The organism is Halochromatium glycolicum, from assembly GCF_016584085.1.
Lineage (GTDB): Bacteria > Pseudomonadota > Gammaproteobacteria > Chromatiales > Chromatiaceae > Lamprobacter > Lamprobacter glycolicus.
The window spans coordinates 35,713-62,236 of the sequence record NZ_NRSJ01000011.1; the positions used below are offsets into that span (position 1 = coordinate 35,713).

Genomic DNA, 26,524 nt, shown 5'->3' on the forward strand with positions numbered 1-26,524 from the left:
TGTCAAAGCTCATACCGCCTTGCTGGTCTTTTCGCTCGCCTTCTTCGTCGCGCCGCCGGTCACATAGCCCGGCTATGCTCCCGGCGACGCTCCTCGAAGGCAAACGACAATCCTGCGCAATTCGGTACGAGCTTTTCCGGCAATCGCCTAAGCCTCCCGCCAGGGCTATTCCAGCCCCTGGGATTGCTCCAGATAGCGGAAAAAGTCGGAGTCCGCACGCAGCATGAGGGTGCTGTTGGCACCCAGTGCCCGGTAGCTCTCGAGGGTGCGGAAAAAGGAGAAGAACTCGGGGTCGGCATTGAAGGCGACACCATAGATGCGTGTCGCCTCGGCATCCGCATTACCGCGAATCTCCTCGGCCTTGCGCGCCGCGACCGAGCGGATGCGGCGCAGGTCCCGCTCCATGTTGCCGAGGATCTCCTGGCTGCGACCGCGGCCCTCTGAGCGGAAGCGCTCGGCGATGGACTGGCGCTCGGCGATCATGCGCTGCTCGACCTGTTGGCGCACCGAGTCGATATAGTTCACGCGCTTGATGCGCACATCGTCGAGCTCGATACCCAGTGCCGGCATCGAGGCGCGGGCGCGGGTCAGGATCTCCTGCTCCAGCAGTTCGCGCCCGAGCTTGGGCTGCATCTCCAGGTTCACATCGCTGCGCTCGGCCAGGGTCGGGTCCTCGAGGTCCTCGACATTCACCTCCCAGTCCTTGGAGCGCACGATCTCCTCGAGCTCGGTGGATGACACCATGTCGCGCACCACCGAGTCGATGATGTCATCGAGGCGGGTGCGTGCCCCAGCCTCGTCACGGACACTGGTCAGGAACAGCAGCGGGTCGCTGATCCGCCAGCGCGCGGTGGTGTCGACCAGGATGAACTCCCGGCCCAGGGTCGGGATCTGGGTCACGTCGCCGTCCCAGACCAGCAGACGCTTGTCGAAGTAACGCACGTTCTGCCAGGGTAGCTTCACCTTCAAGCCGGGCTCTGCGATCACGCCTCCAATGGGTTCACCGAACTGCACGATGATGGCCTGATCGGCCTCATCAACGGTGTAGAGCATGGAGGCACCGGCGCCGAGCAGCACCAGCGCCACGACGGCGATCAGGACCAGTTTCATCGGTCACCTCCAGCGGCTGGCTGGGCTGGACTTCTCGGCGGGGTGGCGCGATCGATATCGAGCAACGGCAATGGGCCCATCTGGCCGTCCTGCACCACCAGCACCTGACCGATCCGAGGCAACACCTCGTTGAGGGTCTCGAGATAGAGTCTGGAGCGGGTCACGGCGGGCGCCTGCTGATACTCGGCGAGCACCGCCGAGAAGCGCGTGCTCTCGCCTTCGGCGCGATTGACCCGCTCGGTTGCATAGCCCTCGGCCTCGGCGACGGTGCGCAGCGCGGCCCCTTCGGCGTTCGGGATCTCCTGATTCACGCGTTTTTGCGCCTCGTTGATCATCCGCTCGCGCTCCTGTCGGGCCTCGTTGACCTCGTTGAAGGCTGGTTGCACCGCGGGCGGCGGCACCACGTCCTGCATCTCGACGGTGTTGATCCGGATGCCGGCATCGTAGGCATCCATCAGTGCCTGGATCTCTTCCCCGGCCCGTTGTTGGATCTCGACGCGCCCGACCGTCAGCACCTCGGAGCCAAGCATATTGCCGACGATGCGCCGCATCACCGACTCCGAGATGTCGCGCAGCGTGCGCGTTGGCTCACGCATCTGATAGAGGAACTTGATCGGGTCGCTGATGCGGTATTGCACCACCCATTCCACGTCGATCATGTTGAGATCCCCAGTCAGCATCAGCGACTCATCCTCGAACTGCTCGGGGCTGTAGGTCGTGCGCCCACCGGCCCCGGTGCCTGCGGTCCGGAAGCCAAACTCCTGTTTCAGCACCCGCTCGGTGGCAACGAACTGCACCGTATCGACGCCGAACGGGATCTTGAAGTGCAGCCCCGGATCATTGATGCCGATCACGGCCCCGAAGCGCTTGACTACCGCGCGCTCCTCCGGCTGGACCGTGTACCAGGACGACAGCACCCCCCACAGCAGCGCGATCCCGATGAGGACGGCGATGATGATCATGATCGGACCCTTGCCGGACCCTTTGCCGAGCCTGCTCTGCAACGAGCTGACCAGTGCCTCGAGGTCGGGCGGACCGGACTGGCCGTTGCCACTGGGCCTGACGGACTGGATCATGAGCGAGTCTCCTCTTGGATGGCGGGGGCGAATGATCAGGCCCACCGCATCCATCATAACAGCAGGATCTCGTCGCTCAGTGGGCTGCCAAGACGATCGATTGCCGGCTATCTCACTGAGCTCGGCTCCTGTTGTGCAGTTGGCAGTATTGCACTGGAGGCCATCGCGGCTACCCTGTCCGGTCCGGACCTGTTCATCACCGCGCCAAAGCTGCGGGAAGCCTACGAGTAGCCGCAGGCGGGGTTCGCGGATAGCGGCAAGCCCATCCACGCCATCTGCGGCGGTCAAGGCGATTCGCTGGTGATCGTCACCGTCTACTGTTCCGCCGGGACTAATCCAGACGGAGGAGCCGCTTATTTCCAGTATCTGGCGTCTTCTTGGTGTCCGGATCACATAAGTCGGGACAATATATTCCGGCACCGCCCAAGTTCATCACCCTCTTCGAGCGAGGCAATCAACCGTGAGCGAGCAGTGCAGCTTCTGCGGCCACGCGCACCTGGTGGTGACCACCACCCGCTATATCCACCAGCAGGGCGACGACATCCTCATCGTCGACGACGTGCCCTGCCTGCACCGCGGGTATTGCGGCGAGGAGTACTACGACATCACGACGCTCAAGAAGATTGAGGCGGACCACGCCGCGCTCTCCGCCGGCCGCAAGCGCCCAGCCCGCACCGTTCAGGTGGCCGTCGAGCCCTTCGCGGCCCTCTGAGCCCATGCTGTCGCCGCAACTCAGAAAGCACACCCATGGCCTGTGGTCCAGGTTCTGGAGCGTCGGCATCTCCAACCCGCTCATTGCCATCCAGCAGATCACCTACCTGCTGTTTATCCGCGAGCTGGAAGCCCTCGACGGACGTCGGACCAAGCGCGGCGAGCCTTCGATCTACGCAAGCGGGCCGGATAGGGCGAAGGCCGCAAAGGGCGAGTACGAGCACTGTCGCTGGAGCTACATCAGAGAGCGACCGAGCTTCGCACTGCTGAATGACACGGTCTTCCCCTGGCTGCGCTGGCTGGAGACGGGCCTCGCCCAAGGCAACGGCGACAGTGCGAAGCTCCAGGACACCGCCGGGCGCTTGAAGGACGCCTATTTCATCCTGGCCCCGAACAAGACCGACAGCCTCACGCGCTCCGTCAAGGATATCGACGAGCTGTTCGACGACCATAACCTGTCCCGCGCGCGTCGACGAGGTCCTGGATGCGCTCGACAGCCGTCTCCCGGCAGCGGACAAGAAGGTCATCCTTGCCGCCGTCAGCCGGCGCGACGAAACCGCGGCGCCCGTCATCCGGAAAATCCACGAACCGAGAAAGGGCAAGCGGGCGGACCCACAGCACGGCTTCTACGCCGTCCCCATCGACGGCAAGACCCGCATCGTCGAGTACGAGCCCGACCCCAAGCTTCGCGACAGCGAGCAGGTGCCGATGATGGAGGAAACCGAGCCGGGCGCGTGGATCGTCGGCGACGTGAAGACCTTCTTCGAGCGCGAGGTGAAGCCGCACGTGCCGGACGCCTGGATCGATGGCGCCGCGACCAAGATCGGCTACGAGATCAGCTTCATCCGCTGGTTCTACAAGCCGAAACCGCTGCGCACGCTGGCAGAGATTCGCGCGGACATCGAGGCGGAGCAGCGGCGCACGGAGGGGTTGTTGGAGCAGATCCTGGTGGACATTGACGGCGATGCAGATACGCCTGTGTTGTTGCGCGCCGTGATCCGCAAACCACCGCCAAGATTCGCAACCACTCCTCCTGTGCTGGTTCAGCTGGAATCGGACATTTGCCCTGTCGTTTTTGGTGGGTTTTTCACCCACCGATTGAGGCCGGCGAAGGCCCCGACCCACCCTTCTGGCGAGTAGCTTACTTTTGGGAGCGGTTCCGTCAAGGGGCTTCCACGAGCGCTGGTCAAATGAGCCGCTCGTGATCGACAAGTGGGTCGGTGTCCAGGCGACGAGTCCACGCGAAGACACCCTCGACCGGGTCATCGCGCTGATGGGGAAGGCCGACTTCTCGCTACGCAATCCGAACCGGATACGCAGCCTGATCGGTGCCTTCTGCGGAGCCAATCAGGTGTGCTTTCATGCCGCGGACGGGCGCGGCTACCGCTTCTTGGCCGACCGCGTGCTCGATCTTGATCCGCTCAACCCGCAGATCGCCGCGCGGCTTCTCCGGTCCATGGTTCGCTGGCGGCGCTTCGATTCGGAGCGACAGCGTCTGATGCGTGCCGAGCTTTCACGCATCCTCGACAACGAGGTGCTCTCGGCGGATGTCTTCGAGGTCGCATCAAAGTCTCTCGAGGACTGATCCCGACGCGGTTGAGCCGAAAGGACGGGAGCAGCCGCCAGACTAGGCCGCCGACCTCCGCACGGGCGAGCGGCTGCACTCCATCCGGTCCTGACAGTGGGCGCACCGCTGCGCATTGGGTACATGCTGGCGACGGCTCTCCGGGATCAGCTCGCCGCAGTCGATGCAGAAGGTGCGTCCAAGCCCGGCGTTGGCGTGGCGCTGGATGACGTCGATGCGGAGCTGAAGCTCGCGCTCCGTATGGACCTGGGCCATGTCGAGCTCATCGGCGAATTTTTCCATCGGAATCCTCTGTGCTCTACTGAATTGCACGCGTCAATTATGTGTTGCCAAGGTGATCCTGAGATGAGGGTTTGATGGTGGAACGATGACTCCCCCTGCGTCAGGATCATCGATGTCGCCTCCCCCCAAGGAGTCTTGTACGGTCCTCGGGCATCATTGGGCTGGGGCCATCGCGCCCGTGGGATATTGTCGGACGGGGCTTCGCGTAGCGAAGACTTTGGTCCTGGCTTACCCCCCTCTCGGAACGTGATCGATGCGATGATTGAGGCCCTCCACACAGGATGCCGGACGCACTCGGTCTAGCTGAGCTCAGGTGGACCGTTGCCGGAGTTCGTCAATCAGATCGTCATCTTTATGGTGTAGCCTCCGTTGTTTGCATCGCCCCCTGATTGGGGCAAGGTCCGTGTTGACGCCCGTGCATTGCAGGAGCTCCCCGTGCTCGAGTTGTTCTTTCGATTCCGACTGATTCTCTGGCTCACGATCGCGCTCGGGCTGCTTGCCGGCTGCGATCTGAGCGAATACCGCGCTGCCGCTTACCTCGACAAGGGGCGTGACCTCTACGAAGCCGGCGACTATCAGAACGCCAGGCTCGAGCTCAAGAGCGCGCTGCGGATCAATCCGCGGCTGCCCGATGCCTGGTACCTGCTTGGACGTATCGCTCAGCAGGAGCGCGATTGGCAGTTGGCCTTTTCGGGCTACGGCAAGGCGCTCGAGATCGATCCCGATCACATCGATTCGACGGTCGACCAGGGCACGATCCTATTGGCCGCAGGGAACCCCGAAGCGGCGCGGCGCGCGGTCGATAAGGCTCTGAATCTCGACCGGAAGCATGCCGGTGCTCTGTTGCTGCGCGCCTCGCTTGAGTCTCGCGCGGGTGATATGAAGGCGGCTCGCGCCACCGTGCAGGAGGCGCTGGCGGCGGATCCGACGAGCGATCAGCCTTATGCTGCGCTCGCGGTCGCCTTGGCGCGCGAGGGGCTGGCCGATGATGCGGAGAAGGTACTGCTCGATGGGCTGACGCACAGCCCTGACTCGGTGCGGTTGCGCGCGCTCCTCGCCAACCTCTACCGCGGCGAGAAGAAACCGGAGGACGAGGTCCGGCTGCGGCGGGAGATCGCCGAGCAGCTTCACGGGAGCCCCGCGGCGGTTTTCAGTCTAGTCCAGACGCTCGCTGGCGACGACAAGGTCGACGAGGCGGAGCAGGTGCTACGCGAGCGCATTGCGGCCCATCCGGATGAGATTCAGACGCGGCTGGTGCTGGTCGAGCTGCTGCGCCAACGTCGCTCGCCGGAGGCCGCCGAGGCGGAGCTCCTGACGCAGATCGACGCGTTGGGCGAGCCCGAGGAGCTGCAGCTCGCTCTCGCACGGCTGTATGTAGCGGAAAAGCGGTTGGATGCAGCCAAGGCCGTTTTCCATTCCCTGATCGAGTGCCGCGGCATCGCCGCCTCCGGCTTGGCGGCGCGTAAGGGCCTAGCCGGCATGCTCCTGAGCGAGGGCGACAAGGAAGGGGCCGCGCGCCTGATTGCGGAAGTCCTGGGGGCAAGCCCGACTGACGGTGACGCCCTGATCGCCCGCGCCACGCTGCGTCTGGCCGACAAGGATCTCGACGGGGCGATTGCCGACCTGCGCTCCGTAGCCGCCGGCCGTCCCGCTTCGCTCACGGCGTCGCAGCTCCTGGTGCGCGCCTATCTCGCCAAGGGCGATGCCGCGCTGGCGCTGGACCAGCTCGAGCGTTTCGTGCGGGTCAACCCGGCCGTGGACGCTGCGGCGCTGCAACTGGCGGGGCTCTACGCCCGCCTCGGGCGCGTCGAGGATGCGGAGGCCCAGCTGCAAGAGATCGCCGAGCGGGGCACCGACAAGGGCGCGGGACTGAGTGCCCTGGCCCAGCTTTACCTGAAGACCAACCGGCCGCAGCGCGCCGTGGAGGCTGCCGAGACCTTGCGTAGTCGGCTCCCCGAAGACCCGAGCAGCCATTATCTGCTTGGCCTGGCGCGCCAGGTAGCGGGTGACCACACCCTAGCCGTCACCGCCTTCGAGGCGGCGCTGGAGCTCCAGCCCGGAGGCATACGGCCGCTCGAAGGATTGGTGCGAAGCCGTTTGGCGCTGTCGCAGCCAGAGGAGGCGCTGAGCACGCTCGACGCGATAATCGAGAAGAACGCACAGAACTTCGTCGCGCTCAACCTGCGTGGTGAGGTGCTGTCACTCGCGCAGCAGCCCGACGGGGCGCTCGCCGCCTTCGAGCAGGCATCGGCGGTGCGTCCTGATTGGGCGGTACCCTACCTCAATCGTGCCCGGTTGCTGCAGGGCCAGAAGCGCGTATCGGAGGCCGAGACGGCCCTGCGGGAGGGCGTGAAGGCGACGCAGGAGACGCAGGAGGCGTCGGTACTGGTGCTGCGGCTCGCCGCGCTCCGCGAGTCCCAGGGCGACCGGGACGGCGCGATCGAGCTCTACCGCTCGCTGCTCGTGAAAAGCCCCGATCTTGATGTCGCCCGCGAGAGGCTCGCGGTGCTGCTTGCCGAGGACCCGAAGGATGATGAGGCTTTGGCCGAGGCGCTGGAGGTGGCGCAGCGTTTCAAGGAGTCGCGGAGCCCGCTCCACCGCGACACACTCGGCTGGATACTCTACAAGATCGGCCAGCCGGGCCGGGCAATTCCTCACCTCGAGGCGGCCGCCGCGGGTGCATCGGAGCGACCAGACGTCTTGTACCACCTGGCCATGGCCTACAAGGCCGTTGGCCGCACCATCGACGCCAAACAGCAGCTCGAGCGCGCCGCCGCGCTGGATGTGGATCTGCCCGCGCGGGCTCTGGCCAAGAAAGCGCTGGCCAAGCTCTAGACTGAGCTCCATCTGTCCCCGAGATATCCCGCAGAGCTTTTGTCCGGCGATCCTGAGTCGGATCTCGGGGCAGCTTGTCCGATTCCGCTCTGAAGGCTCCGAATCTTCCAATTGGTCAGAGCCACTTCGTTTACGGACGTGAATAAACCGTCACTGGAGTTTTTGAGTTCTGGAAATGGCAACTCTGGGAATGGCTCTATTCACTTCTTCAATCACCGGAATTGATCATCGCCCTCCGGCAAGCCGTTGATGTACTTGTCATAGAGATAATTGCGCACCTCTGCTGGCGCATCGGTCGCGGTGACGGGCCGACCGCACAGCTCGCGCAGTCGCAGGATGGTGTGGGCTGTCGGCATCTCGCCCATCGAGATCAGAGCAATGTCGTCGGGATCGACCCGCTTGGCGAAATCCGAGAGGTTGCCGTTGATCACCCGTTCCAGCCGCGCCTGGTCGAGCTCGAAGTGGCTCGTCAGGCCCTCTCCCATCTCGATGAACAAGGGCATCAGGTCCACCCCCTCCGCCATCTCGTCGCATAGCGGACCCAAGCGGCGCAGCATCTCCTTGATCGCGAACCGGAGCACCGCTGAGTCCCGCACCCGCAACCGGCGGGCGACCCTCTTGACCTTGTCCAGATCGCCGACGTTCAGCCGGAGCGAGACGATCTTCTTGTTGTCCGCGTCCAACGCCAGGCTCTCCACTTCGGTAGATGCTTTCTTCAGTCGTCGGAGCATAAGTGATGCTTGTTTCAACGGTATTAAGGCATCGGTGCTCGGCCAGGGTGTCGCCCTCTGGATCGATCTCAAGTGACCGAGGCTCAGCGGATCGATCGAGACCACGCATACAAACGTATTACATGACGCCTTTCTTTCATGAAAGATTAACTGAAGTTAATCCGCCTGCCGAAGTACCCTCTGCAGCGTGTCAGAGGAGGGCGGCTGGCGCGGAATGGATGAGCAGCGGCCACCATCGGGGGCGGTGATCGAGCGGCCCGACGGGGCCGATGGAACAGATGGAGCGGCCGGACGCTTCTTTGACATGCGCAAAGTGTTCAAGAACTGAAAGGGAAGGCCACACCCGCTGCGAAGCGGGGCCGGAAAGCCACGGGTCTTGCGTGCAAGACGGCCGGGTTGCTACCGATTCGAGACGGTTAACAACCTCAACGCACGGAGACAATCGATGCACTTTTCAATCAAGGCGTTCGCTGCGGCAACGTCACTCACCATGGCGAGCGGTGCCTTTGCGGCAACGGTCGAGCTCACCACCGCGCCCGGCGGTAGCAGCGTCATCGTCACCATCGGCGCTCTCGATGCCGACCTGACGGACCAACAATCCCTGGTGCTCGACACCGGCCTGCACGCGGTCGACTTCGCTCCCGGTGCTGGCTTGACCAGTTGGAGTTCCAACAGCTTGGGCGTGCAGCCGCTCGTCCAGGACTTCATGGGGACTCAAGGCTACGACAGCTTTCGGATCTGGGCGGCTGGCGGTAGCTCAGAGTTCTACGGCCTGAACAAGACCTCGCTGAATACCGGCTCGGCTCCCGCCCGCATCAATGCCTACGACACGAACCTGAACACTTACCTCGAGAATCTGAACTTCGGTGACTTTGGCGCCGACCTCGATGGGAATCCTTACGTTCAGGTGGTCGACCCGGGCGATCCCGAGGGCTTCAAGAATCCCCAAATGACGACTTGGATGAATAGGTCCGTCGGCGTGGGTGATTCCGTGCCCTTCACCTACTACAAATCTGTCGCCTTTCCCAATGTGGAGACGAGCACGGAGACCCTCGGCTCCTGGTCGCTGTCGGCCGCGGGTGAAGTGACCTATGCCCATACCCCGGCCGTCGTGCCCCTGCCCGCCGCTGCCTGGTTGTTCGGCTCGGCTCTTGCCGGGCTCGTTGCCTTCGGTCGCCGCCGCGCCGCGTAAGAGCAGCTTCTCGCCGATCGTCGTTCGACCTAAGTTGTCCTAAGGAGACCTCTCATGAACGTTCAGTACAAGATCCTGGTCAGCAGCGTCGCCCTGGCGCTGAGCGGCGGCGCTCAGGCCGCGAGCCTGGGTGCCGCGCACGAGGTATACATCAGCGGTGCCACGGCGCCCCAGAACTTCCTGCGCGAAGACACCATCCTGCGTCTCTGCGACTTCGACGCCGCCGCGATTAACGTATACGTGGATCAGATCAGCAATGCCAACGGCGTGACGGACGTGCTCGCTGGCGACCTGCTGGAGCAGGGCGATCACTTCGTCGTGCAGTGCACCACGAAGACCGGCTTCAACGACGCGAACCTGGACGCGAAAAGCATCGCCGTCTACAAGTTCAACGGCGGCTCGGCCACCGGCGTCGCCCCTGTCGCCGACGCCACGACCGTGAGCTTCATGGACGCGGCACCTGCCAACTGCAGCGCCCCGACCCGCAACATCCCCTTCGTCACCGACAACAGCCGCACCTACAACCTCTACGAGTGCCCGAACGCACCCCTCGTCGCGCAGATCCCAGACGCCGGTGTCTCCGATATCGAGCCGGACCGTTTCGTCGGTCCGCTGGCGTTGAACTTTGGCGCTGAGCCGGTCGGTGTTGCGTCCAAGGAAACCCAGCCTTACATCGACCGGGGCAACCTCAAGAAGCAAGGCGGCCCGGGTCTGGTGTTCGGTGTCGCCGTGACCCTGCCCCTGTACGACGAGCTGCTGGACAGCCAGCAGGCCGCCGGCATGCCCTGGATGGCGAGCTGTCCGGCGAATCCGACCCGCGCCCAGCGTGACTCGGTGGACTGCATGCCGAGTCTGGCGAAGAGTGACGTGACGGCGGTGTTCACTGGAAGTGTCAAGAGCTGGGCCGACTTCAAGCCTTACGGCCTGACGCTCGATCCGGTCAGCGGCGCCAACGCGGTCGCGGAAGGGAATAAGGTGTACATCTGCAAGCGGACCAACGGCTCCGGGACCCACGCCCAGCACTCCATCGAATACATGGGGACCGGCTGCCTCCAGGACTCGGACCTCCCGATGCTGGAGCAGAACAACGGGGTCGCCGTCGCGGGGTCAGTTGTTGGCGTTTACGCGAACAAAGGCTCCTCGGACATGGACGATTGCCTGGACGCCCTGGGCACCGGCGCGGGCTTCAATGGCGACTTCACCTCTCTGCCGCCGACCCTGGGCGACGCCAAAGGCGACTCCTCCGTGGTCCCTGGGACGGGTCTTCCTGCCGTCCCAAACCCATCCGATCCCTTCAAGCCGGCCTACAACTACAAGACCGAGGCCTGGGCCATGGGTTACAACTCACTGGAGAAAAACACCGACTTGGGCTACGCCTATCGGTTCGTGCGGGTCAATACAGTTCCCCCGACGCTTGTCGAGGCAGCGGACGGCAATTACACCCAGACCTACTATCTCTCGTTCCAGCACCGGGTTGACGGCTCAGGAAAAGCAGATCCCCGGACTGGCGGCATGCGCTCCACGGCGGCGAATGTGGCGGTTCTGGACGCCTACTTCGAGGAATATGCCGCGATCGACCCCTTGGCTATCGACGCGGTCAACACCGCCTTCGAAGTTGATCCCGACGGCACTGCAGGCAGCGGCGACGAGTGGCAGGGTGGCTTCCTGACGACGGTGCCGGGCGGCGGCGCCATCCCGGCGACACCGAACGCACGTCAAACGCCTTCGGCTGACCCCTACAGCTGTGCGGCCCAGGCGCCGGTCCTGTAAAGCGATCGCGGGTGGCATAGCCATCCAGAGTCTTGTAGAAGACATTCGGGCGAGGCTTCGCGAGGGGCCTCGCCCGGATTCATTATTGTCGGAGGTCCGCCGATGCGGCCGAGTCGCGGCCGATTCGGTCAGCGCCGTCGCGGCGTTGGACGCTGAGAAGGCGGTCGGTTGAGGAACTTGAGAATGCGGCGATGCACGGCTGTCCTCATTGCGCTGGCGGGCGCCGGCCCGAGCCTGCTCGCGGCGAGCGAGCCGCCCGCCGGCTTGCCGAGGGTGTTTCCAACCGACCACGCGCAATTTCGCTTCGACGGGGCTAGCCGGCGCTACCTCAACGACAATCAACTACGGATCGACCAGACGGCCGACCGCGCCATCCTGCACTGGCAGAGCTTCGACATCGCGCCGGGCAAGGCGGTGGAGTTCCGCCAGCCGAGCCAGAATTCGATTGCCTTGAACCGGGTGCTGGGCGACGGCGGGCGTAGCCTGATTGACGGTCAGCTCACCGCCAACGGCCGCATCTTCCTGATCAACCAAAACGGCATCCTGTTTGGTAACAATGCCAGGGTAAACGTCCACAGCCTGATCGCCTCGACGCTCGATATCGAGGACACCGTCTACGAAGACGTCGGGTTCGTCAATGCGATCAATCGCCCGGATGCCGGCGCGAACGACTATTTGACCAGCCCCGAGACCTTCGCCGCCTTCGACAAACGCCACAACGCCGATCCGACCGCGGAGATGGGCGCCATCGAGTGCGCGCCGGGATGCACCATCGTCTCAGGCCAGAACGGACGGGTCATGTTGTTCGCCCCCTCGGTCGTCAATCGCGGCAGTATTTCGTCGCCGGAGGGCCAGATCGTGCTGGCCGCACCGGACGACCGCGTCTACATCGCCGCCGAAGACTCGGAGTTTCGCGGGCTCTTGGTGGAGGTCAAGACAGGAGCCGAGCCCACCGCGGACGCGCCCTATCGCGGGGTGCACAACTTCGGCGAGCTGATCGCCGAGCGGGGCAACATCTCGCTGGTCGGCATGGCCGTCAACCAGTCCGGCCTGGTGCGCGCGACCACCAGCGTGTCCCTGAACGGCTCCATTCGCCTCATGGCGCAGGACATGAGTGGCCCGGATGGCGATCTTTCTCCCTCCGCGCCGAGGAGCTCGGTCGCCGACAACGCCGGCACACTCACGCTCGGGCCGGGCAGCGTGACCGAGGTGGTCCCGGAAACGAGCGGCGTCCTGGCCCCGGACGCCCAGGCCCAGAGCCGATCGGAGATTAGGCTGCGCGGCAAGGAGGTCACCTTGAGATCGGGGTCGCGCGTGATCGCCCCCGGCGGCGACGTCCTCGTCCAGGCGCTGGTGAATCCGAATCGGCGCGGGACCGATCTCGGGCAGGTACGGGCCCCGGCCGAGGACGGCCCGGAGATCCTGAGCGAGTCCGGCGCGATCGTCGACGTGTCCGGCTATGATCAGACGCAGGTCTCGGTGGCCCGCAATTTCGTTCAGGTCGAGGCACGCGGCAACGAACTCGCCGATTCGCCGCTGCAGCGCGATGGGCCGATCCGCAACCAGACCCTGACCGTGGACATCCGCCGGGGCACGGATTTTCTCAACATCGACAGCGCCGTGGCGGCGGCCTTGATGCGCGACGCCGGGGAGCGGCTGTCCGTTGGCGGGACCATTCGGCTGGAATCGACGGGCCGCATACGGGTGGCGCCAGGCGCGGTGCTGGACATCAGCGGCGGGATGGTGACCTACACTGGCGATACTGTCTCCACGAGCAAGCTGATTTCGGCGGATGGGCGGGTGGTGGACATCTCGGACGCCGACCCTAACGTCCGCTACCGCAGGGTGCTCGGTGATCTGGAAGTTAACCACGAGAAATGGGGTATCCGGGAGGTGTTTCCCTCGTTGCTCGGAAGCAGTTTCGAGCGCGGCTATGTCGAGGGCAAGGATGCCGGTGAGCTGATCCTGAGTGCGCCGGACATCATCTTCGAAGGTGATCTGCTGGCGGCGTCCATCGCGGGCGACTACCAACGCTACCGTCCGGCGCTGGCGGCAGGCGTGGCGGCCTATGCTCGGCCGTTCGATCAGGTGCCCCTGGGTGGCCGGCTCACCTTCAATCTGCTGGATCGTCGTTTCCCGGACCTGTTCATCGGTGGGCTGTCGGACGAGGACGCCCGCAACGACTACCCGGCCTCGTCGATCGAAGCGGTCGTGCTCAGCCCGGCGCTCTTCACCCAGAGCGGGCTCTCGCGTGCGCGTCTGACCAGTACGGGACGCATCATTCTAAACGAGTCGATCCAGCTTCCGGCTTATGGTGAGCTGGAGCTGAGCGGTGCGCAGGTGCTGGTGAGCGCCGATGTGCGGATTCCCGGGGGCGACGTCGCGATCACGCGGCAGACCGGATTCTCGGGCAGCGGTGATTTCTCGGAGGAGGCGTTGGATCTGGCGTCACTCGGGCGCATCGGCGGCATCATCGATGTCAGCGGCACTTGGACCAATGACAGTGAGCTGATCGAGGGTGCCTCCCGGACCGGCCCTATTGTCACCGAGGGCGGCCGCATCCGCATTGGCGCCGCCCTGGACGGTTCTGACGACAACCGCGCGCTGACCGGGGTCGAGATCGCCGCCAATGCCTCGCTGGACGTGAGCGGCGGCGCCCATCTCTCCGTCGATGGCGCATTCACGGGCGGCCGTGCGGGGGAGATCCTGCTGAAAAGCGGATCCAAGGATGGTGATCTGCCCTCGCGCCTGGAGATCCTAGGCGAGCTGCGTGGATTCGGCATGGCGAGCGGCGGGACCCTGGAGATCGCGACGGATGAGATCCTGATCGGCACGATCCAGGGCGCAGCGTCGGCGGGCTTCGGGTTGAACGGCGCCGAGCGGTTTCGCACCGTCGACAGCGAGGTGCTGACGGATTGGGAGCGTCGGGCGCTGGCCGGCGACGATCCCGTGTGGCGGGGTCTGGAGCAGTGGGGGACGGCGGATTCGCTGTCCGAGGACCAATTGTCGGCCTGGGATCTCTCGCTGGCGATCGGTGAGGGAATCGCGCGCAACCTCCTGGTGGTCGATGCGGGCATCTTCCAGCGGGGCGGTTTTCAGTCCTTCAGTTTGCGCTCTAATCGGGCTGGCTTGGGCGTGCTTCCCGGGACCGAGATCCGACTCCAAGCGGCCAATCCCGTTCCCGCCGCTTGGTCCGTCGCCCTGGTGCCGAGCGGTGACTCCATCGCTCACTTCGCCGAGCCAGCGCTGCTGAACGACTACGATCGTCAGCCGGTGGACTTGTCGCTGAGCTCCAGCTCGACCGGTGCCCTCAACCTGGGGTCTGGCGCCTCCATTATCGGCGATCCTGGTGCACGGGTTGCCCTGACATCGGTCGCGAGTCTCTTCATCGACGGGACCATCGACGCTCCGGCGGGAACCGTCGAGGTGCAACAGACCGGTGCCGAAGGCAGTTTCGACGCGGCTCGCAAGGTGTGGCTCGGCTCGCAGGCGCGGCTGTTGGCCCCTGGCGCGGTGCGCGTGGATCCGGCGAGCAGGATGGGTCAGCAGGTCGGCGAAGTCCTGGATGCCGGCCGCGTCAGCGTGCGGGCCGACCAGGGCTCTTTGATCGGCTCCGAGGGCGCCTTGATCAACGTCGACGCGGTCTCGGCGGAGCTCAATGTGGGACTGGGAGGCGTGGGGCCACGCGTGCGCGTGGGTGCCCGGGCGGGTCAGATCGAGCTGTCCGCGTCCGAGTCTCTGGCGTACCGTGGCCGACTCTCCGGGCGTGGCGTGCTCGACGAGGAGCCGGGGTCCTTGACGGTGACCCTGAGCGCGGAAACCCGCGGCAGGTCTGCCACCGCTCTTCTCCAGACGCCCGTATTCGATCTCGGCCCGGATATCGCACTGATGCAGGATTTCCGGGGTGTGTTGCCGGGTCCGGGTAAGCCCATCGGTGACGACCTGCAAAACCGCGCCTTCGTCCCGGTGGGCCAGATCGAGCCAGGGGGCTTCGCCTCGCTGCGGGTCGCCGTGCGCAGCTCCTCCGACGGCGTCGATGACGCTCCGGGACGCGATCCCGACGCCGAAGTCCTTCCGGTGCCCGACACGCTGGATTCCCTCCCGATCATCGAGTTCACTGGCGATCTGACATTGGGCCTAGCAGGCAGCCTGGTGCTGGATGCGGCGATCTTGCGCTCCACCGGTGATCATGAGGTGGTGCTCGAGGCGCCCCATGTTGCCATCGGCTCGTCGGATACGCGCGTGCACCTCGACGGCTCGGTTCCGGACGTGATCCTCGATGCGAATGGGGTTGCCCAGCAGAACGCCGGTCAGAGGCTCGATCTGCTGCCGGTTGCGGGGGGTAGCCGGCTGCGGATCGAGGCCGATCTGATTGAGCTGGTCGGCGAACTCGTCACTCAGGGGTTCGGCGATGCGGGCAGTGGCACGCCCGGTGTCGTGCTGTCGGCGGCCGCGGATCTCCGTATGCGCGGCGTCCGTGCCGACCGCAAAGAGGTCTATGAGGGTCTGTTTCGCACCGCTGGCGATCTGTCAATCCTGGCGCGGCGCGTCTATCCGACGACGCTCACGGACTTCGAGCTGCGTGTGGTGGGTGCGGGCGGGACACTGCGTATCGATCCCCGTGACGCTTCCATCCCGAGTGCGCCTTTGTCGCTTGGCGGTACCCTGCAAGTCCATGCGGATGTGATCCGCCAGAACGGCAACGTTTTCGCGCCTCTCGGTGCACTTTCGCTTGAGGCGGGCTCGGTCCTGCAACTGGGGGCTGCGAGTCTGACCTCGACGTCCGCCTACGGGGTCGCGGCGCCGTTCTTCCGGACCCAGCCAGGGGGCGACTTGCTCGTGCCCAGGAGCAGTCCGGACGAGCTCAATCTGGTCTTCGTCGAGTCCGTGGAGATACCGGCATTCGAGCGAAGGCTGCCCGAGCAGTCGCTGTCCTTGAAAGGGCCGGCGATCGAGATTGCCGAGGGTGCCAGGTTCGATCTGCGTGGTGGAACGGATGCCAAGGCGACGGAATTCATTCCCGGCCCCGGCGGATCCAGAGATATCCTGCTGGCCGATCTCGACAGCGGTAGCGGCGTCGAGGCGAACCCGTCCTTCGCGATCGTACCGGGCCTCAATGGGTTCGCGCCCTACGACCCATTGGAAACGCCGGCGTCGGAGAGCGTGCAGGGCATCGGGATCGGGGACACTCTGGTGCTCGAAGAAGGGCTGCCGGGGCTGCCGGCTGGCGAATACGCCGTGCTCCCGGCCCGCTATGCCTTGTTTGGTGGATATCTGGTGACGCCCCTGGCGGGCACGCAGGATCTCGGCGCGGGCGTTGGGATGTCCAGCGCGGACGGCTCGCCCGTGGTGGCTGGCCGATTCGGCTCGGCCGGCAGCGCTACCCTGTCCAGCCGCAGCCAGGGATTCGTCATTGCGAGCGCGGCCCGGGTGCATGAGCGCGCGGAGTACCTGGAGACACCCCTCGGCGACCTCTATCAGAGCTCGATGCCGCGCTCCCCTCGGGATGCCGGCGCACTCACGATCGAGGCCGGCAGTGCCTTGACGCTCGGCGGCCGAATTGTCCAGGGTGGCGATCCGGCAGGGCGTGGTCCGCAAGTGGACATCATTGCCGATGCGATCTCCGTGCTGCCCAGCAGGGAAGCAGCGACAGGACGAGGTGTCGAGCTTCTGGTGGAGCAGATCGAGCGCCTGGGTGCGGAGAGTCTGCTGATCGGCGGGCGCCGCTCGCTCACCTCCGACGGCTTGAGCGTCAGCCCCAAGGCGGAAGCGCTCACCGTTGCCAGCGGTGTGCGCCTAGAGGTTCCAGAGCTGATTCTGGTCGCCGACAGGCTTAGGGTCGAGACCGCGTCCTCGGGGGTTGGGACGACCCTTCTGGCGTCCTCCGGCGCTGCGACGGACGATGGGGGCGTCCTTCGAATCGACGGATCGGACGGTGGGGGCGACGCCGCCGCCCTGGCCGTCTCCAACCGCCGACTGACGTTCGACCGGACTGGCTCGACCGAATCTTTGACAGGCTATCTGAGCGTCGGGTCCGGTACCCTGCTGCGTGCCCCCGGTGCGGTGGTCGCGGATGTCGCCGGCGATGCCGATTTCGCCGCCGCCATCGACGGCCGCAGGGCGATCGTTAGCCTGGGTGCTTCGAGCATCAGCCTCGGCGCGGTCGAGGGTCTCGGCCTGACCGGCGGAATGATCCTGTCCAATCCCAGGCTCTCAGGCATCGCCGGCGGGGACCTGCGGCTGCGCAGCGATTCGGTGGTGACCGTCTACGGCTCGCTGCCCGGGGCGGGGGCCAGCGAAGACATCGACTTCGCCAGGCTCGCCATTGACGCCCAGGGCATCGTTGGTGCCGGCAACGCGGATGACCTCGCGCGTCTGGTCGCGGACGAGATCCAGCTAAGCAACCGATCGGGCGGCACACTGGCGGCCAGCGGCCTCAGCCCGAGCGCGGGTGGTCTAAGCTTGAGCGCGGAGCGACTGATCCTGGGGGGTGGTGATTTCACCATTCAAGGGTTTGGCGACCTGGCATTGCGGGCGGGCGACTATGTCTTGATGGCCGGCGACGGAGAGCTGTCCGCGGAGGCCCCTGTCACGCTGAATGCTCCGGTCATTTCCGCCACCCAGGGAGTCGATGCCGCGATCCGTGCCCTGGGAGCGGATCTGGTGATCTCTGGGGGACGGGCCGACGCGCTGGCTGGGGGGAGCACTGGGCTTGGAAGTGAGCTGCTGCTCGCGGGTAACAATGTGACCTTTGGTGGTCACTTGCTGCTGCCGTCCGGTCGAGTGGATCTCCTGGCCCAACAGGACCTGATGATTGGCAGCGGTGCCGTCTTGAGCGCAGCTGGCCTAACGGTCGACTTTGGGGCGACCATGGTGGGCACCCCGGGCGGTACCATCCGATTGCGCTCGGAGAATGGCTCCATCCGGGTGGCGTCCAACGCCGAGCTGAACGTCTCGCCTTCGCCGGTCGAGGGCAGCGCGGGAGAAGTGCTTATCAATGCGCCAGCCGGAACATTCTCGGTTGCGCCGGGGGCGCGTTTCCTATCTGGACGCGATGGCGGCGGGCTCTTGCTCGACGCGTCGCAGCTCGAGGTGGCCGGCGTGGCCTCGGACGCGGCCTACGGTCAGCTCAACCAACTGCTCGGGTGGGATTTCTCGTCTCGGCGCCATGTGCGTCTGCGCAGTCAAAGCATCACCTTGGGGGAGTCGGAGGTCGTCCGGGCGCATGAGGTGCGCGCCGTCTCCGATACTGGTGACGTCACAATCGCCGGCACCATCGACGCGTCCGGCCGCAACCCCGGCTCCATGTCGGAGGACGGCGGGACCATCGTTCTGGCAGCGGGAGACTCGGTTACCCTGGAGCCTACCGCCGTGCTCCGCGCCCGGGGCGCGTCAGATGGTGCGGGAAATCCCGCGCCGGGGACCGAGGGCGGGCGGATCGACTTCTTCGCTCTCGACAGTGACGGCTCCGACCCGTTGGGCGCCAGCGACGCGGTCTATCTGAAGTCGGGGGCAATCATCGATGTGACTGGCGGCCCAAGCGGCACTCCAGGCACCAAGGATCGCGTCGTCGTGGCTCCGCGGCAGAGTGGCGGCAATGTCCTGGTGCACACCAGACGACTCGATGTTGACGGCAACGGCCAGACCGAGACGCTGGTTCTGGGAGACATGGACGCTCAGGTCTGGGGCGCTCAACGCTCTGAGCTCGTGGGGACACAGGTGGTCGGGATCGGGGACAAGGTCGGCACCATGACATTCGACTTGGACAGGGCCTTGGACTCTGACGGCATTTTCGACGACGCCAGCATTACCGCCGGTGACATCGCGGCGATCAAGACCGAGATCGATCAATTCGTTCAAAACGCAAACACCACCGCAGGAGGCTTTCAAGTGGTGCCCGGACTGGTTCTTGAGAGCCCGGATGGATTGATACTGGAGGATGCATGGGATTTCTACCAGGGGTGGCATTTCCAGAAATCCGCCAACGATCCGGTCATTGCGGGTGAATTGACTCTGCGCGCTGCGGGCGATCTCGCGCTTGCCGATGACTTGACGGACTCCTTCTTCGACCAGCCCGGCCATAGGATCCCAGTCCTCAATATCGTCCTGGTGCCGGACTATCCGGACCGCGTGGCGGTTGCGACTCAAGTCGATGCAGACGGCAATCCTCTGCCGCCTCCCTCCTGGGGTTATCGTCTGGTGGCCGGTGCGGATACTTCCAGCGCCGATCTATCGGCGGCCATCGGCGGGATCGGTGACCTTTGGCTACAGGGCAGGGTCCGCACCGGCACGGCGGATATCGAGGTGGTGGCCGGTGACGATCTGACTTTGGAGCCGGGCGCGGCCATCTATACCGCCGGTCACAACCTCGGGCTGTCCGACAACGTCACCGCCGTCCTGCCCGGTTCCGGCCCTTTTGATACCGAGTTCTACTTCAATTCATGGCTCGGTGGCGGCGCGCAGTTCGTCACCGACGGCGGCGACGTAAGGATCACGGCGGGGGGCGACGTCGAAGCGGAGGCTGTTCAGGGCTTGCCTACGGTTTGGCAGCCCCGTATCGGTGAGGCTTTCATAGGCACAGGCAATGACCTGGCGAATGACGCTGGTGCGGTGCCAGCCCATTGGGGCATCGCCTTCGACCGCTTTACGGATGGAATCGGCGCTTTGGGTGGCGGCACGGTCGAGCTGCGTGTCGGCGGGAGCCTGGTGGATGTCGCCGTCGCGGTCCCCACCACCGGACGAGCCATCGCGGGTGTCGAGGATGCCAACATCCCTGGCAGCGAGAAGTTCGGCGAAGCTCTAGAGACCACTGAGGTGGCCGGTGGCGGGAAGCTTCTGGTTGCCCTAGGTGGCGACCTCGAAGGTGGCAGCCTTCACCTCGGCTCGGGTCTGGCGCACGTGCAGGTCGGCGACCGTGTCGTCGCCGGCTCGAGCGACGCGCTGAGGCTATACGCCGGTTTTGATGCCCAGATGCAGGTCTTGGCAACCGGCGATTTGGATGTCGGGGGAATCTCCGATCCGACCACCGTGAATTTGAGCGATACTCAGGCGGCCTACGAGGCGCAAAAGCCAGCCCCGGATCCCAGCATCATCGCGAATACGGAAGCCTATTTCAGAAGTCTTTTCTATACCTACTCCGAGACGGCCGGTGTGGATTTGCACAGCCTGGCCAGCGATGTGACTTTATCCGGTCCGGGGTTCGTCGGGCAGTTGCCGCCGGTCCTGCGCGCGGTCAGTCATGGTCGGGATGTCGCCTTGGCGGGGGATTTTAGCCAGTACCCCTCACCACAGGGCCAGATTGAGCTGTTGGCCGCGGCCAACCTGACTGGATCCAACTCGAAGTTGGCCCAGTCGGACCAGGATTCGGCGCTGCTTCCGAGTATCGACAAGCCGAGCACGAGCGATTTGGTTTCGGAGCATGCGCTGGTGCCAGTACATATCGATGACGAGCGGCCGAACCTTTTCGTGGCGCTCGAGGGCTCCGTGACCGCGCTGGACAGTCCGCGTTGGCGTCTGGAGCTGGCAAAATCCTCGATCTTTCAGGCGGGCCAGGATCTCAGCAATCTGAGCGTCGACGTACAAAATGTCCGCTCGCGAGACGTAAGCCTCTTCTCCGCCGGCCGCGATATCGTGCAGGACACGGTTCGCAACCCAATTACCAGCGACTTCGACGTCCCCGCGGAAGGCACCAACAAGGATTTCGTGACCAAGTACCAGATCGCCGGTCCTGGGGCGGCCATGTTCATCGCCGGTCGTTCGATTGCCTTGGGCACCAGCGATGGGATCGAGTCCGTCGGTGATGCCGACAACCGGGTCCTGGCGGATGAGGGAGCCAATCTGTTGTTGCTGGCAGGCGTGGGAGACGGGCCGGCTTACGATGCCTTCCTTGAGACCTATCTGCTCAACGACGACACCTATACGTCCGCCGGTGGTGCTTGCGCGTCGTGGTCGTGCTCCTCGACGCTGAATGCTTTCCTCGGGACTCTGGGTGTGGAGGTGGCCAATGGCGATCCCTTGGCGACCTTCCAGTCATTGAATCCTCGGCAGCAACGGCTGTTTGTTGCCAAGATGTTGTTGAACGAGCTCAAGGAATCCGGGACCGATGCCACCACCAGTGGCTCCGAGGACTATTCGCGGGGATTCGCGGCCATTGAGACGCTGTTTCCCAATAGGGCGGGCGATGGCGGCATCAGTCTGCTCCTGAGCCAGGTGCAGACGCTCGATGGCGGTGATATCGAGATGCTGGTGCCGGCGGGCAGTATCAATGCCGGGGCTGCCAACAGCGACATCATCGCGAAGGGTCCCGAGGATCTCGGTATCGTGGCGGCGCTCAACGGAGACATCGGCATTTTCGTCGAGGGGGATCTGCTGGTGAATTCGACCCGAGCTTTTGCATTGCAGGGGGACCTGCTGGTTTGGTCTTCGAGCGGCAGCATTGATGCCGGCAAGGGTGCGAAGACCGTGTCGTCGATCCCGAATCCGATCTACCGTATCGGCCCCACGGGAGAGTCCATTATTGAGCTCCCCCCTGCGATCGAGGGCAGCGGTCTGCAGGGGGTGAATGTCGTTTTGTTCGCGCCGCGCGGCGTGGTGAACGCGGGTGATGCCGGAATCAGAGCAGCTCAAGACCTAACCGTTGGCGCGACCGCGATCGAGGGTGCAGACAATATCGACATCGGCGGTTTCGCCGTGGGTTTCTCATTAGGTCCCCCCCCAAGTGTCGCGGTAGGTCTCACCGGCGCCACTGGTGTGGCTGCGAGCACCAGCAAGGCTGCGGAGAACGCAACCGCGAGCCAGGTGGCAAGTCGAGCGGACGAGAGTGGCGCGCAGGCCGGCCAGGGCATGGCCGTGATCGACGTGGAGGTCGTCGGGTTCGGAGACGGCTAAGGGCAATGGACGGCGCTTACCGACCCTCCGCTGGCGCCTGGTCAGCGACCTGCCGTCCGCTTGCAGGTCTTGGGTGAGCCGCAACAGGTGGTACCCGCAACTGTAACTAGAGTGAAACGTCTGATCATTAGAATACCGGGAATCGGGTAACCGAGCGGCCGCCGTTAGTGCTGCCTGCTCGGTTCTGCCGCCGACTCTCGGGAGACGACGATTGTGCTTGGTCAGATGCTGCTGGCCGCCGTTCTGCTGGCAGCGGGGCTTGGGATGGCGTTTGGTGTAGAAGAGCAGCCATCGGGCGAAGCCCTTAGGGAAGCGACCACGCCCGCTCCGCAAGAGCGGTTTCATTTCGATGTTTGGGAGTTTCGCGTCGACGGCAACACCCTGCTCGACACCATGGACGTCGAGCGAGCGGTCTATTCCCATCTCGGTCCCCAAAAGACCATTGAGGATATCGAGGCGGCACGGGCCGCTCTCGAATCGCTTTACCGCACCAGGGGCTACGGGACGGTGCTGGTCAACATCCCGGAGCAGGACGTCAGCAACGCGGTGGTTCGTCTGGAGGTGATCGAGGGCAAGATCGATCGCCTGCGCATCACAGGCAACAAGTACTTCTCCCAGGGCAAGATCCGCGAAAAGGTGCCGGCCCTGGCGCCTGGCGAGATACCGCACCTGCCGACGGCGCAGAAGCAGTTGGCGAAGCTGAACCAGGCCTCGCCCGACCGTGCCGTGACGCCAATCTTCCGAGCCGGACGCGAGCCGGGGTCGGTGGAGGCGGAGCTAAAGGTCAAGGACGAGCTCCCCCTGCACGGCAGCATCGAGCTCAACAACCGCTACACGCAGAATACCACCAAGCCTCGGCTTTCCGGATCACTCCGTTACGACAACCTCTGGCAGCGTCAACACAGCCTGTCATTATCGTATCTCAGCTCGCCCGAGAACAGGGAAGAGGTCAAGGTGCTGTCAGGCACATATTTGTTTCCGCTCGGCGACTCGGGCAAGCAAGTGGTTCTCTATGGGGTGAAGTCCGCTAGCGATGTGGCCAGCCTTGGCACACTGGGTGTTATCGGCAAGGGCAACATCTTCGGAGTGCGCGGCATCGTTCCGCTGCGCGGAAGCGAAGGGATGTTCCACAGCCTCAGTGCGGGCTTGGACTACAAGGACCTGGAGGACATCGTCCGCCTGGACGGAGCTGGTGACCTGGCCACACCCATCGACTATCTCAAGCTCTCCGCGGAATACCGTGCGACCTTTCTGGGGTCCTCGGGCACAACGCGAGCCAGTGCCGGTGTGCATTTCGCGCCGCGCGGCGTGATCAACAGCGAAGAGGAGTTCGAGAGCAAGCGGTTCAAGGCGGAGCCGAATTTCATCTATCTGACGGGCTCCCTGGAGCGTGAGCAGCGTCTGCCGAAGCAGTTCAGCCTGATGGGGCGGATGGAGTGGCAGGTCGCGGACGGGCCACTGGTCAGCAGCGAGCAGTTCTGCGCGGGCGGCGTGGAGACTGTGCGCGGATATGTCGAATGCGAGGAGCTGGGTGACCATGGCCTGGCGGCGACCGTCGAGCTGCGCTCGCCCGCGCTAGCCTCTTACATCGGCGAGCCGTTGAATCGTCTGATGCTCCTGGCGTTTCTGGATCGGGGGTACGTGCATGTCGAGGATCCCTTGCCTGGCGAGGATCGAGAGGCCGATCTGATGGGCACTGGGCTGGGGATGCGAATAACAGCCTGGAGTGGCCTCAAAGGTGAGCTGGATTGGGCTTATCCATTGCTGGACGCATCGGCGACGGCGGCCGGCGACCCTCGGTGGCACTTTCGCCTGGGCTACGAGTTTTAGCGTTGTCGCAGCGTCTGTCGAACGGACGATCCGACCCGATCCGCGGTGCTTGAGCATCTTTCAATCAATGTCCTGTAAACGAGCGAGCTCGAGGATTTCGTAGGAATGACTGCCGTGACCTGGTCCCGGGTGCTGACCCTAGCCCTGTCTTGTCTTCTGCCCGGCCTGGCCCAGGCATGGTGGAACGATGACTGGGACTTCCGCAAGAAGATCACGCTGGACACCAGTGCGGCCGGCGCGAATCTGGCCACTTCGCTGGACGAGGTCCCTGTGCTGATTCGGCTTCACACCGGCAACTTCGCCTACTTTCTCGACGTGGCGCCGGAAGGCGCCGATCTGCGCTTCATTGCCGGCGACGACGAGACTCCGCTGAAGTACTACGTCGAGCGCTTCGATCCGATCAACCAGATCGGTCTGATCTGGGTGAAGATCCCGCGCCTGCTGGCGGGGTCTGACAACGACAGCATCTGGATGTACTACGGCAGCCCGAATGTCTCCGCTGGCGATGACTCCGCTGGGACCTTCGACAAGGAGCAGGCGCTGGTGCTCGGCTTCTCGGAGCCCGCGGGTGCGCCTCGCGACCTGACTGCCTATGGCAACGAGCCGGATATCTGGACCGCACAGCGCGAGGAGGCCTCGTTCATTGCGGCGGGTGCGAAGCTCGAGGGCGGGCAGGTGCTCGGCGTGCCGGTCACGCCCTCGTTGCGATTGGTGCCCGATACTGGTTGGACCTTTTCCGCCTGGGTAAGGCCAGGCGCTGCGGTGGCCACGGATGACACGGCGGCGGGCGCATCACTGGCTCAGCCGGACGCGGGCGCGGAGATGGTGGAGGAGCCCGCGGCTGCTGCGGAGGCGTCCTCGCCGGTTGGCGGCACCGAAAGTGCGGCCTCGACAACCCCCGTGGTGGCTCCTGTGGCTTCGACAGCCGCGAGCGAGGCGATCATCGTCTCCTTGGAGGATACCGGCGGCTCTTTGGTGCTCGGCTTGTCCGGCAATGCCCCGTTCGCGCGCTTCACGGATTCGTCTGGCGCGATGTACCAGACCCCTGCCGCCCCGGAGCTCGTGCCTGAGCAATGGCATCACCTGGCATTGGGCGCCGGTGGTGACGGCCTGACGTTGTATGTCGACGGCGAGCAGGCCGCAACCGTCCCGGTGCCGCTGGTAGAGCTGGGTGGTAGGCTCACGCTGGGTGCACTCGCGAACGGTGCGGAGTCCTTCGTGGGGCAGGTCGATCAGGTGGAGATCGCCAAGGTCCTGCGCAGCCCCGAACGGATCGCCGCCGCGTCGCACATCCAGGGTCGGGACGCCGCGCTGATCGTCCTCGGAGAGGACGAAAAGCGCCAGAGCGGAGCCGGCAATACCTATCTCTGGTCCATCCTGCAGAACGTCTCCAACGATGGCTGGGTGATCATTGGTCTGCTGGCCATGATGTCGGCCGCCAGCTGGCTCGTCATGTTCAGCAAGGGCTTCACGCTGTGGCGCATTCAGAAGGACAACCGCGCCTTTCTGCAAGACTTTCGTCGGCTTGGCGCCGGTGCCGCGAGCCTCGAGAAGAACGACGAAGGCAGCGATGACGAGGGGTTGAGCGACTCGCCGATGCTCATGGCACTGTTCGGCAAGCATGACCACTATCAGAGCTCGACCCTGTTCCGCGTCTACCGGGCCGGTCTGCAGGACATCCATCAGCGCGCCGGCCGCTCGGCGGGTGCGCGGGCGGCCGGCCTGACGCCGGCGGCACTCAGCTCGGTGCGCGCGACGATCGACGGTGCCACGGTCCGCGAGACCCAGCGTCTGAACGGCCTCATGGTCCTGCTTACCATCGCGATCAGCGGCGGCCCCTTTCTCGGTCTGCTCGGCACCGTGGTCGGCGTCATGATCACCTTCGCCGCCATCGCCGCGACGGGTGACGTCAACATCAACGCAATCGCTCCCGGTGTGTCCGCGGCGCTGCTGACCACGGTGGCTGGACTCGTCGTCGCGATCCCCGCGCTATTCGGATACAACTACTTGACCATCAAGATCCGCGACATGCTCGCGGACATGCAGGTGTTCGCCGATGAGCTCATCGCGAATATCGGCGAATATCACGGTGAGTGAGGCGCCCATTCATGGCTTTCCGCATCGAGAACAAGATCTACGACGACCTCAACGTGACGCCCATGCTCGACGTTGCGTATACGTTGTTGATCATCTTCATCATCATGACGACGGCCACGGTGCAGGGCATCCTGGTCAATCTGCCGCAGGCGAGCGACACACCCAGCCTGGCTAAGCCGCGCACCAAGGCCATCACCATCACTCAGGACGGCACCATCTTCCTCGACACCTATCCCGTCTCATTCGAGGAGCTGGAGTCGCGCCTGACCAGCTACAAGGCGGTCGATCCCGAACTGCCGGTCGTGGTCAAGGCGGACGGCCAGATCGCCTACCAGAAGGTGGTCGATGTGCTCGATCTTGCGGGGCGGCTGGAGATCCATCAGCTGGGACTGGTGACCCAGGCGCTGGTCAAGTAGGG

Annotated in this window: 15 protein-coding genes, 1 pseudogene and 1 riboswitch; of the genes and pseudogenes, 12 read left to right on the plus strand and 4 right to left on the minus strand. The window is 64.6% G+C overall.

All coding sequences use genetic code 11. The features are described 5' to 3' along the window. Positions 1-165: 165 nt before the first annotated feature. Together hflC and hflK are read right to left on the minus strand one after the other, a co-directional pair. Positions 166-1,110: a protease modulator HflC gene (gene hflC, locus CKO40_RS08090; protein ID WP_200345701.1), complete on the minus strand. Its 945-nt coding sequence runs from the start codon at positions 1,108-1,110 to the stop codon at positions 166-168. Continuing rightward, positions 1,107-2,186 (minus strand): FtsH protease activity modulator HflK, encoded by a 1,080-nt coding sequence (gene hflK / locus CKO40_RS08095; protein ID WP_200345702.1) that lies wholly within the window; start codon positions 2,184-2,186, stop codon positions 1,107-1,109. Before hflK ends, hflC begins: the two co-directional genes overlap by 4 nt. Positions 2,187-2,204: 18 nt before the next feature. Here hflK and CKO40_RS08100 point away from each other — a divergent pair, with 18 nt between their 5' ends. The 5 genes and pseudogenes from CKO40_RS08100 (at position 2,205) to CKO40_RS08115 (ending at position 4,482) form a co-directional block, all read left to right on the plus strand. Beyond that, on the plus strand, positions 2,205-2,417 hold the full coding sequence (locus tag CKO40_RS08100) for a hypothetical protein (RefSeq protein ID WP_200345703.1): 213 nt from the start codon (positions 2,205-2,207) through the stop codon (positions 2,415-2,417). A gap of 229 nt (positions 2,418-2,646) precedes the next feature. Beyond that, on the plus strand, positions 2,647-2,898 hold the full coding sequence (locus CKO40_RS08105; RefSeq protein WP_200345704.1) for a YgiT-type zinc finger protein: 252 nt from the start codon (positions 2,647-2,649) through the stop codon (positions 2,896-2,898). Between the two features lie 4 nt (positions 2,899-2,902). Continuing rightward, positions 2,903-3,217: pseudogene (locus CKO40_RS25595) on the plus strand (type I restriction-modification system subunit M N-terminal domain-containing protein); the annotation flags it as partial. Positions 3,218-3,605: 388 nt separating this feature from the next. Continuing rightward, positions 3,606-4,037 (plus strand): hypothetical protein, encoded by a 432-nt coding sequence (locus CKO40_RS08110; protein ID WP_200345705.1) that lies wholly within the window; start codon positions 3,606-3,608, stop codon positions 4,035-4,037. Positions 4,038-4,044: 7 nt separating this feature from the next. Next, on the plus strand, positions 4,045-4,482 hold the full coding sequence (locus CKO40_RS08115; RefSeq protein ID WP_338074146.1) for an aminopeptidase N C-terminal domain-containing protein: 438 nt from the start codon (positions 4,045-4,047) through the stop codon (positions 4,480-4,482). Positions 4,483-4,524: 42 nt separating this feature from the next. Here the strand turns inward: CKO40_RS08115 and CKO40_RS08120 are convergent, their stop codons facing one another. After that, entirely contained in the window at positions 4,525-4,764 is a 240-nt protein-coding gene (locus CKO40_RS08120; protein WP_200345706.1) for a TraR/DksA C4-type zinc finger protein, read from the minus strand. Positions 4,765-5,133: 369 nt separating this feature from the next. Between CKO40_RS08120 and CKO40_RS08125 the strand changes: the two genes are divergently transcribed. Continuing rightward, positions 5,134-7,599 (plus strand): tetratricopeptide repeat protein, encoded by a 2,466-nt coding sequence (locus CKO40_RS08125; protein WP_200345707.1) that lies wholly within the window; start codon positions 5,134-5,136, stop codon positions 7,597-7,599. Between the two features lie 212 nt (positions 7,600-7,811). Here the strand turns inward: CKO40_RS08125 and CKO40_RS08130 are convergent, their stop codons facing one another. Continuing rightward, positions 7,812-8,282: a ribbon-helix-helix domain-containing protein gene (locus CKO40_RS08130; protein ID WP_200345708.1), complete on the minus strand. Its 471-nt coding sequence runs from the start codon at positions 8,280-8,282 to the stop codon at positions 7,812-7,814. Positions 8,283-8,656: 374 nt separating this feature from the next. Next, a riboswitch (cyclic di-GMP riboswitch) is annotated at positions 8,657-8,734 on the plus strand. Positions 8,735-8,820: 86 nt separating this feature from the next. Between CKO40_RS08130 and CKO40_RS08135 the strand changes: the two genes are divergently transcribed. The 6 genes from CKO40_RS08135 to CKO40_RS08160 all read left to right on the plus strand — a co-directional run bounded on the left by CKO40_RS08135 (position 8,821) and on the right by CKO40_RS08160 (position 26,522). Then, complete coding sequence (locus tag CKO40_RS08135; RefSeq protein ID WP_200345709.1) at positions 8,821-9,522, plus strand: VPLPA-CTERM sorting domain-containing protein; 702 nt, start codon at positions 8,821-8,823, stop codon at positions 9,520-9,522. Between the two features lie 54 nt (positions 9,523-9,576). Next, complete coding sequence (locus CKO40_RS08140; RefSeq protein ID WP_200345710.1) at positions 9,577-11,292, plus strand: hypothetical protein; 1,716 nt, start codon at positions 9,577-9,579, stop codon at positions 11,290-11,292. A gap of 183 nt (positions 11,293-11,475) precedes the next feature. Next, positions 11,476-22,179: a two-partner secretion domain-containing protein gene (locus tag CKO40_RS08145; RefSeq protein ID WP_200345711.1), complete on the plus strand. Its 10,704-nt coding sequence runs from the start codon at positions 11,476-11,478 to the stop codon at positions 22,177-22,179. 225 nt (positions 22,180-22,404) lie between these two features. Then, positions 22,405-24,009, plus strand: a complete 1,605-nt coding sequence (locus CKO40_RS08150) for a ShlB/FhaC/HecB family hemolysin secretion/activation protein (protein WP_200345712.1) — start codon at positions 22,405-22,407, stop codon at positions 24,007-24,009. A gap of 105 nt (positions 24,010-24,114) precedes the next feature. Further along, positions 24,115-26,106 (plus strand): DUF2341 domain-containing protein, encoded by a 1,992-nt coding sequence (locus tag CKO40_RS08155; protein WP_200345713.1) that lies wholly within the window; start codon positions 24,115-24,117, stop codon positions 26,104-26,106. An 11-nt stretch (positions 26,107-26,117) separates the two neighbouring features. Further along, entirely contained in the window at positions 26,118-26,522 is a 405-nt protein-coding gene (locus tag CKO40_RS08160) for an ExbD/TolR family protein (protein WP_200345714.1), read from the plus strand. Positions 26,523-26,524 lie beyond the last annotated feature (2 nt).

Excerpts from the sequence above, each read along its gene's own strand:
- CKO40_RS08110 (WP_200345705.1), top strand. The coding sequence starts at position 3,606 with ATGATGGAGGAAACCGAGCCGGGCGCGTGGATCGTCGGCGACGTGAAG.
- CKO40_RS08160 (WP_200345714.1), top strand. The coding sequence starts at position 26,118 with ATGGCTTTCCGCATCGAGAACAAGATCTACGACGACCTCAACGTGACG.
- CKO40_RS08155 (WP_200345713.1), top strand. The coding sequence starts at position 24,115 with ATGACTGCCGTGACCTGGTCCCGGGTGCTGACCCTAGCCCTGTCTTGT.
- hflK (WP_200345702.1), bottom strand. The coding sequence starts at position 2,186 with ATGATCCAGTCCGTCAGGCCCAGTGGCAACGGCCAGTCCGGTCCGCCC.
- CKO40_RS08120 (WP_200345706.1), bottom strand. The coding sequence starts at position 4,764 with ATGGAAAAATTCGCCGATGAGCTCGACATGGCCCAGGTCCATACGGAG.
- hflC (WP_200345701.1), bottom strand. The coding sequence starts at position 1,110 with ATGAAACTGGTCCTGATCGCCGTCGTGGCGCTGGTGCTGCTCGGCGCC.
- CKO40_RS08140 (WP_200345710.1), top strand. The coding sequence starts at position 9,577 with ATGAACGTTCAGTACAAGATCCTGGTCAGCAGCGTCGCCCTGGCGCTG.
- CKO40_RS08100 (WP_200345703.1), top strand. The coding sequence starts at position 2,205 with ATGGCGGGGGCGAATGATCAGGCCCACCGCATCCATCATAACAGCAGG.
- CKO40_RS08135 (WP_200345709.1), top strand. The coding sequence starts at position 8,821 with ATGGCGAGCGGTGCCTTTGCGGCAACGGTCGAGCTCACCACCGCGCCC.
- CKO40_RS08145 (WP_200345711.1), top strand. The coding sequence starts at position 11,476 with ATGCGGCGATGCACGGCTGTCCTCATTGCGCTGGCGGGCGCCGGCCCG.
- CKO40_RS08150 (WP_200345712.1), top strand. The coding sequence starts at position 22,405 with ATGCTGCTGGCCGCCGTTCTGCTGGCAGCGGGGCTTGGGATGGCGTTT.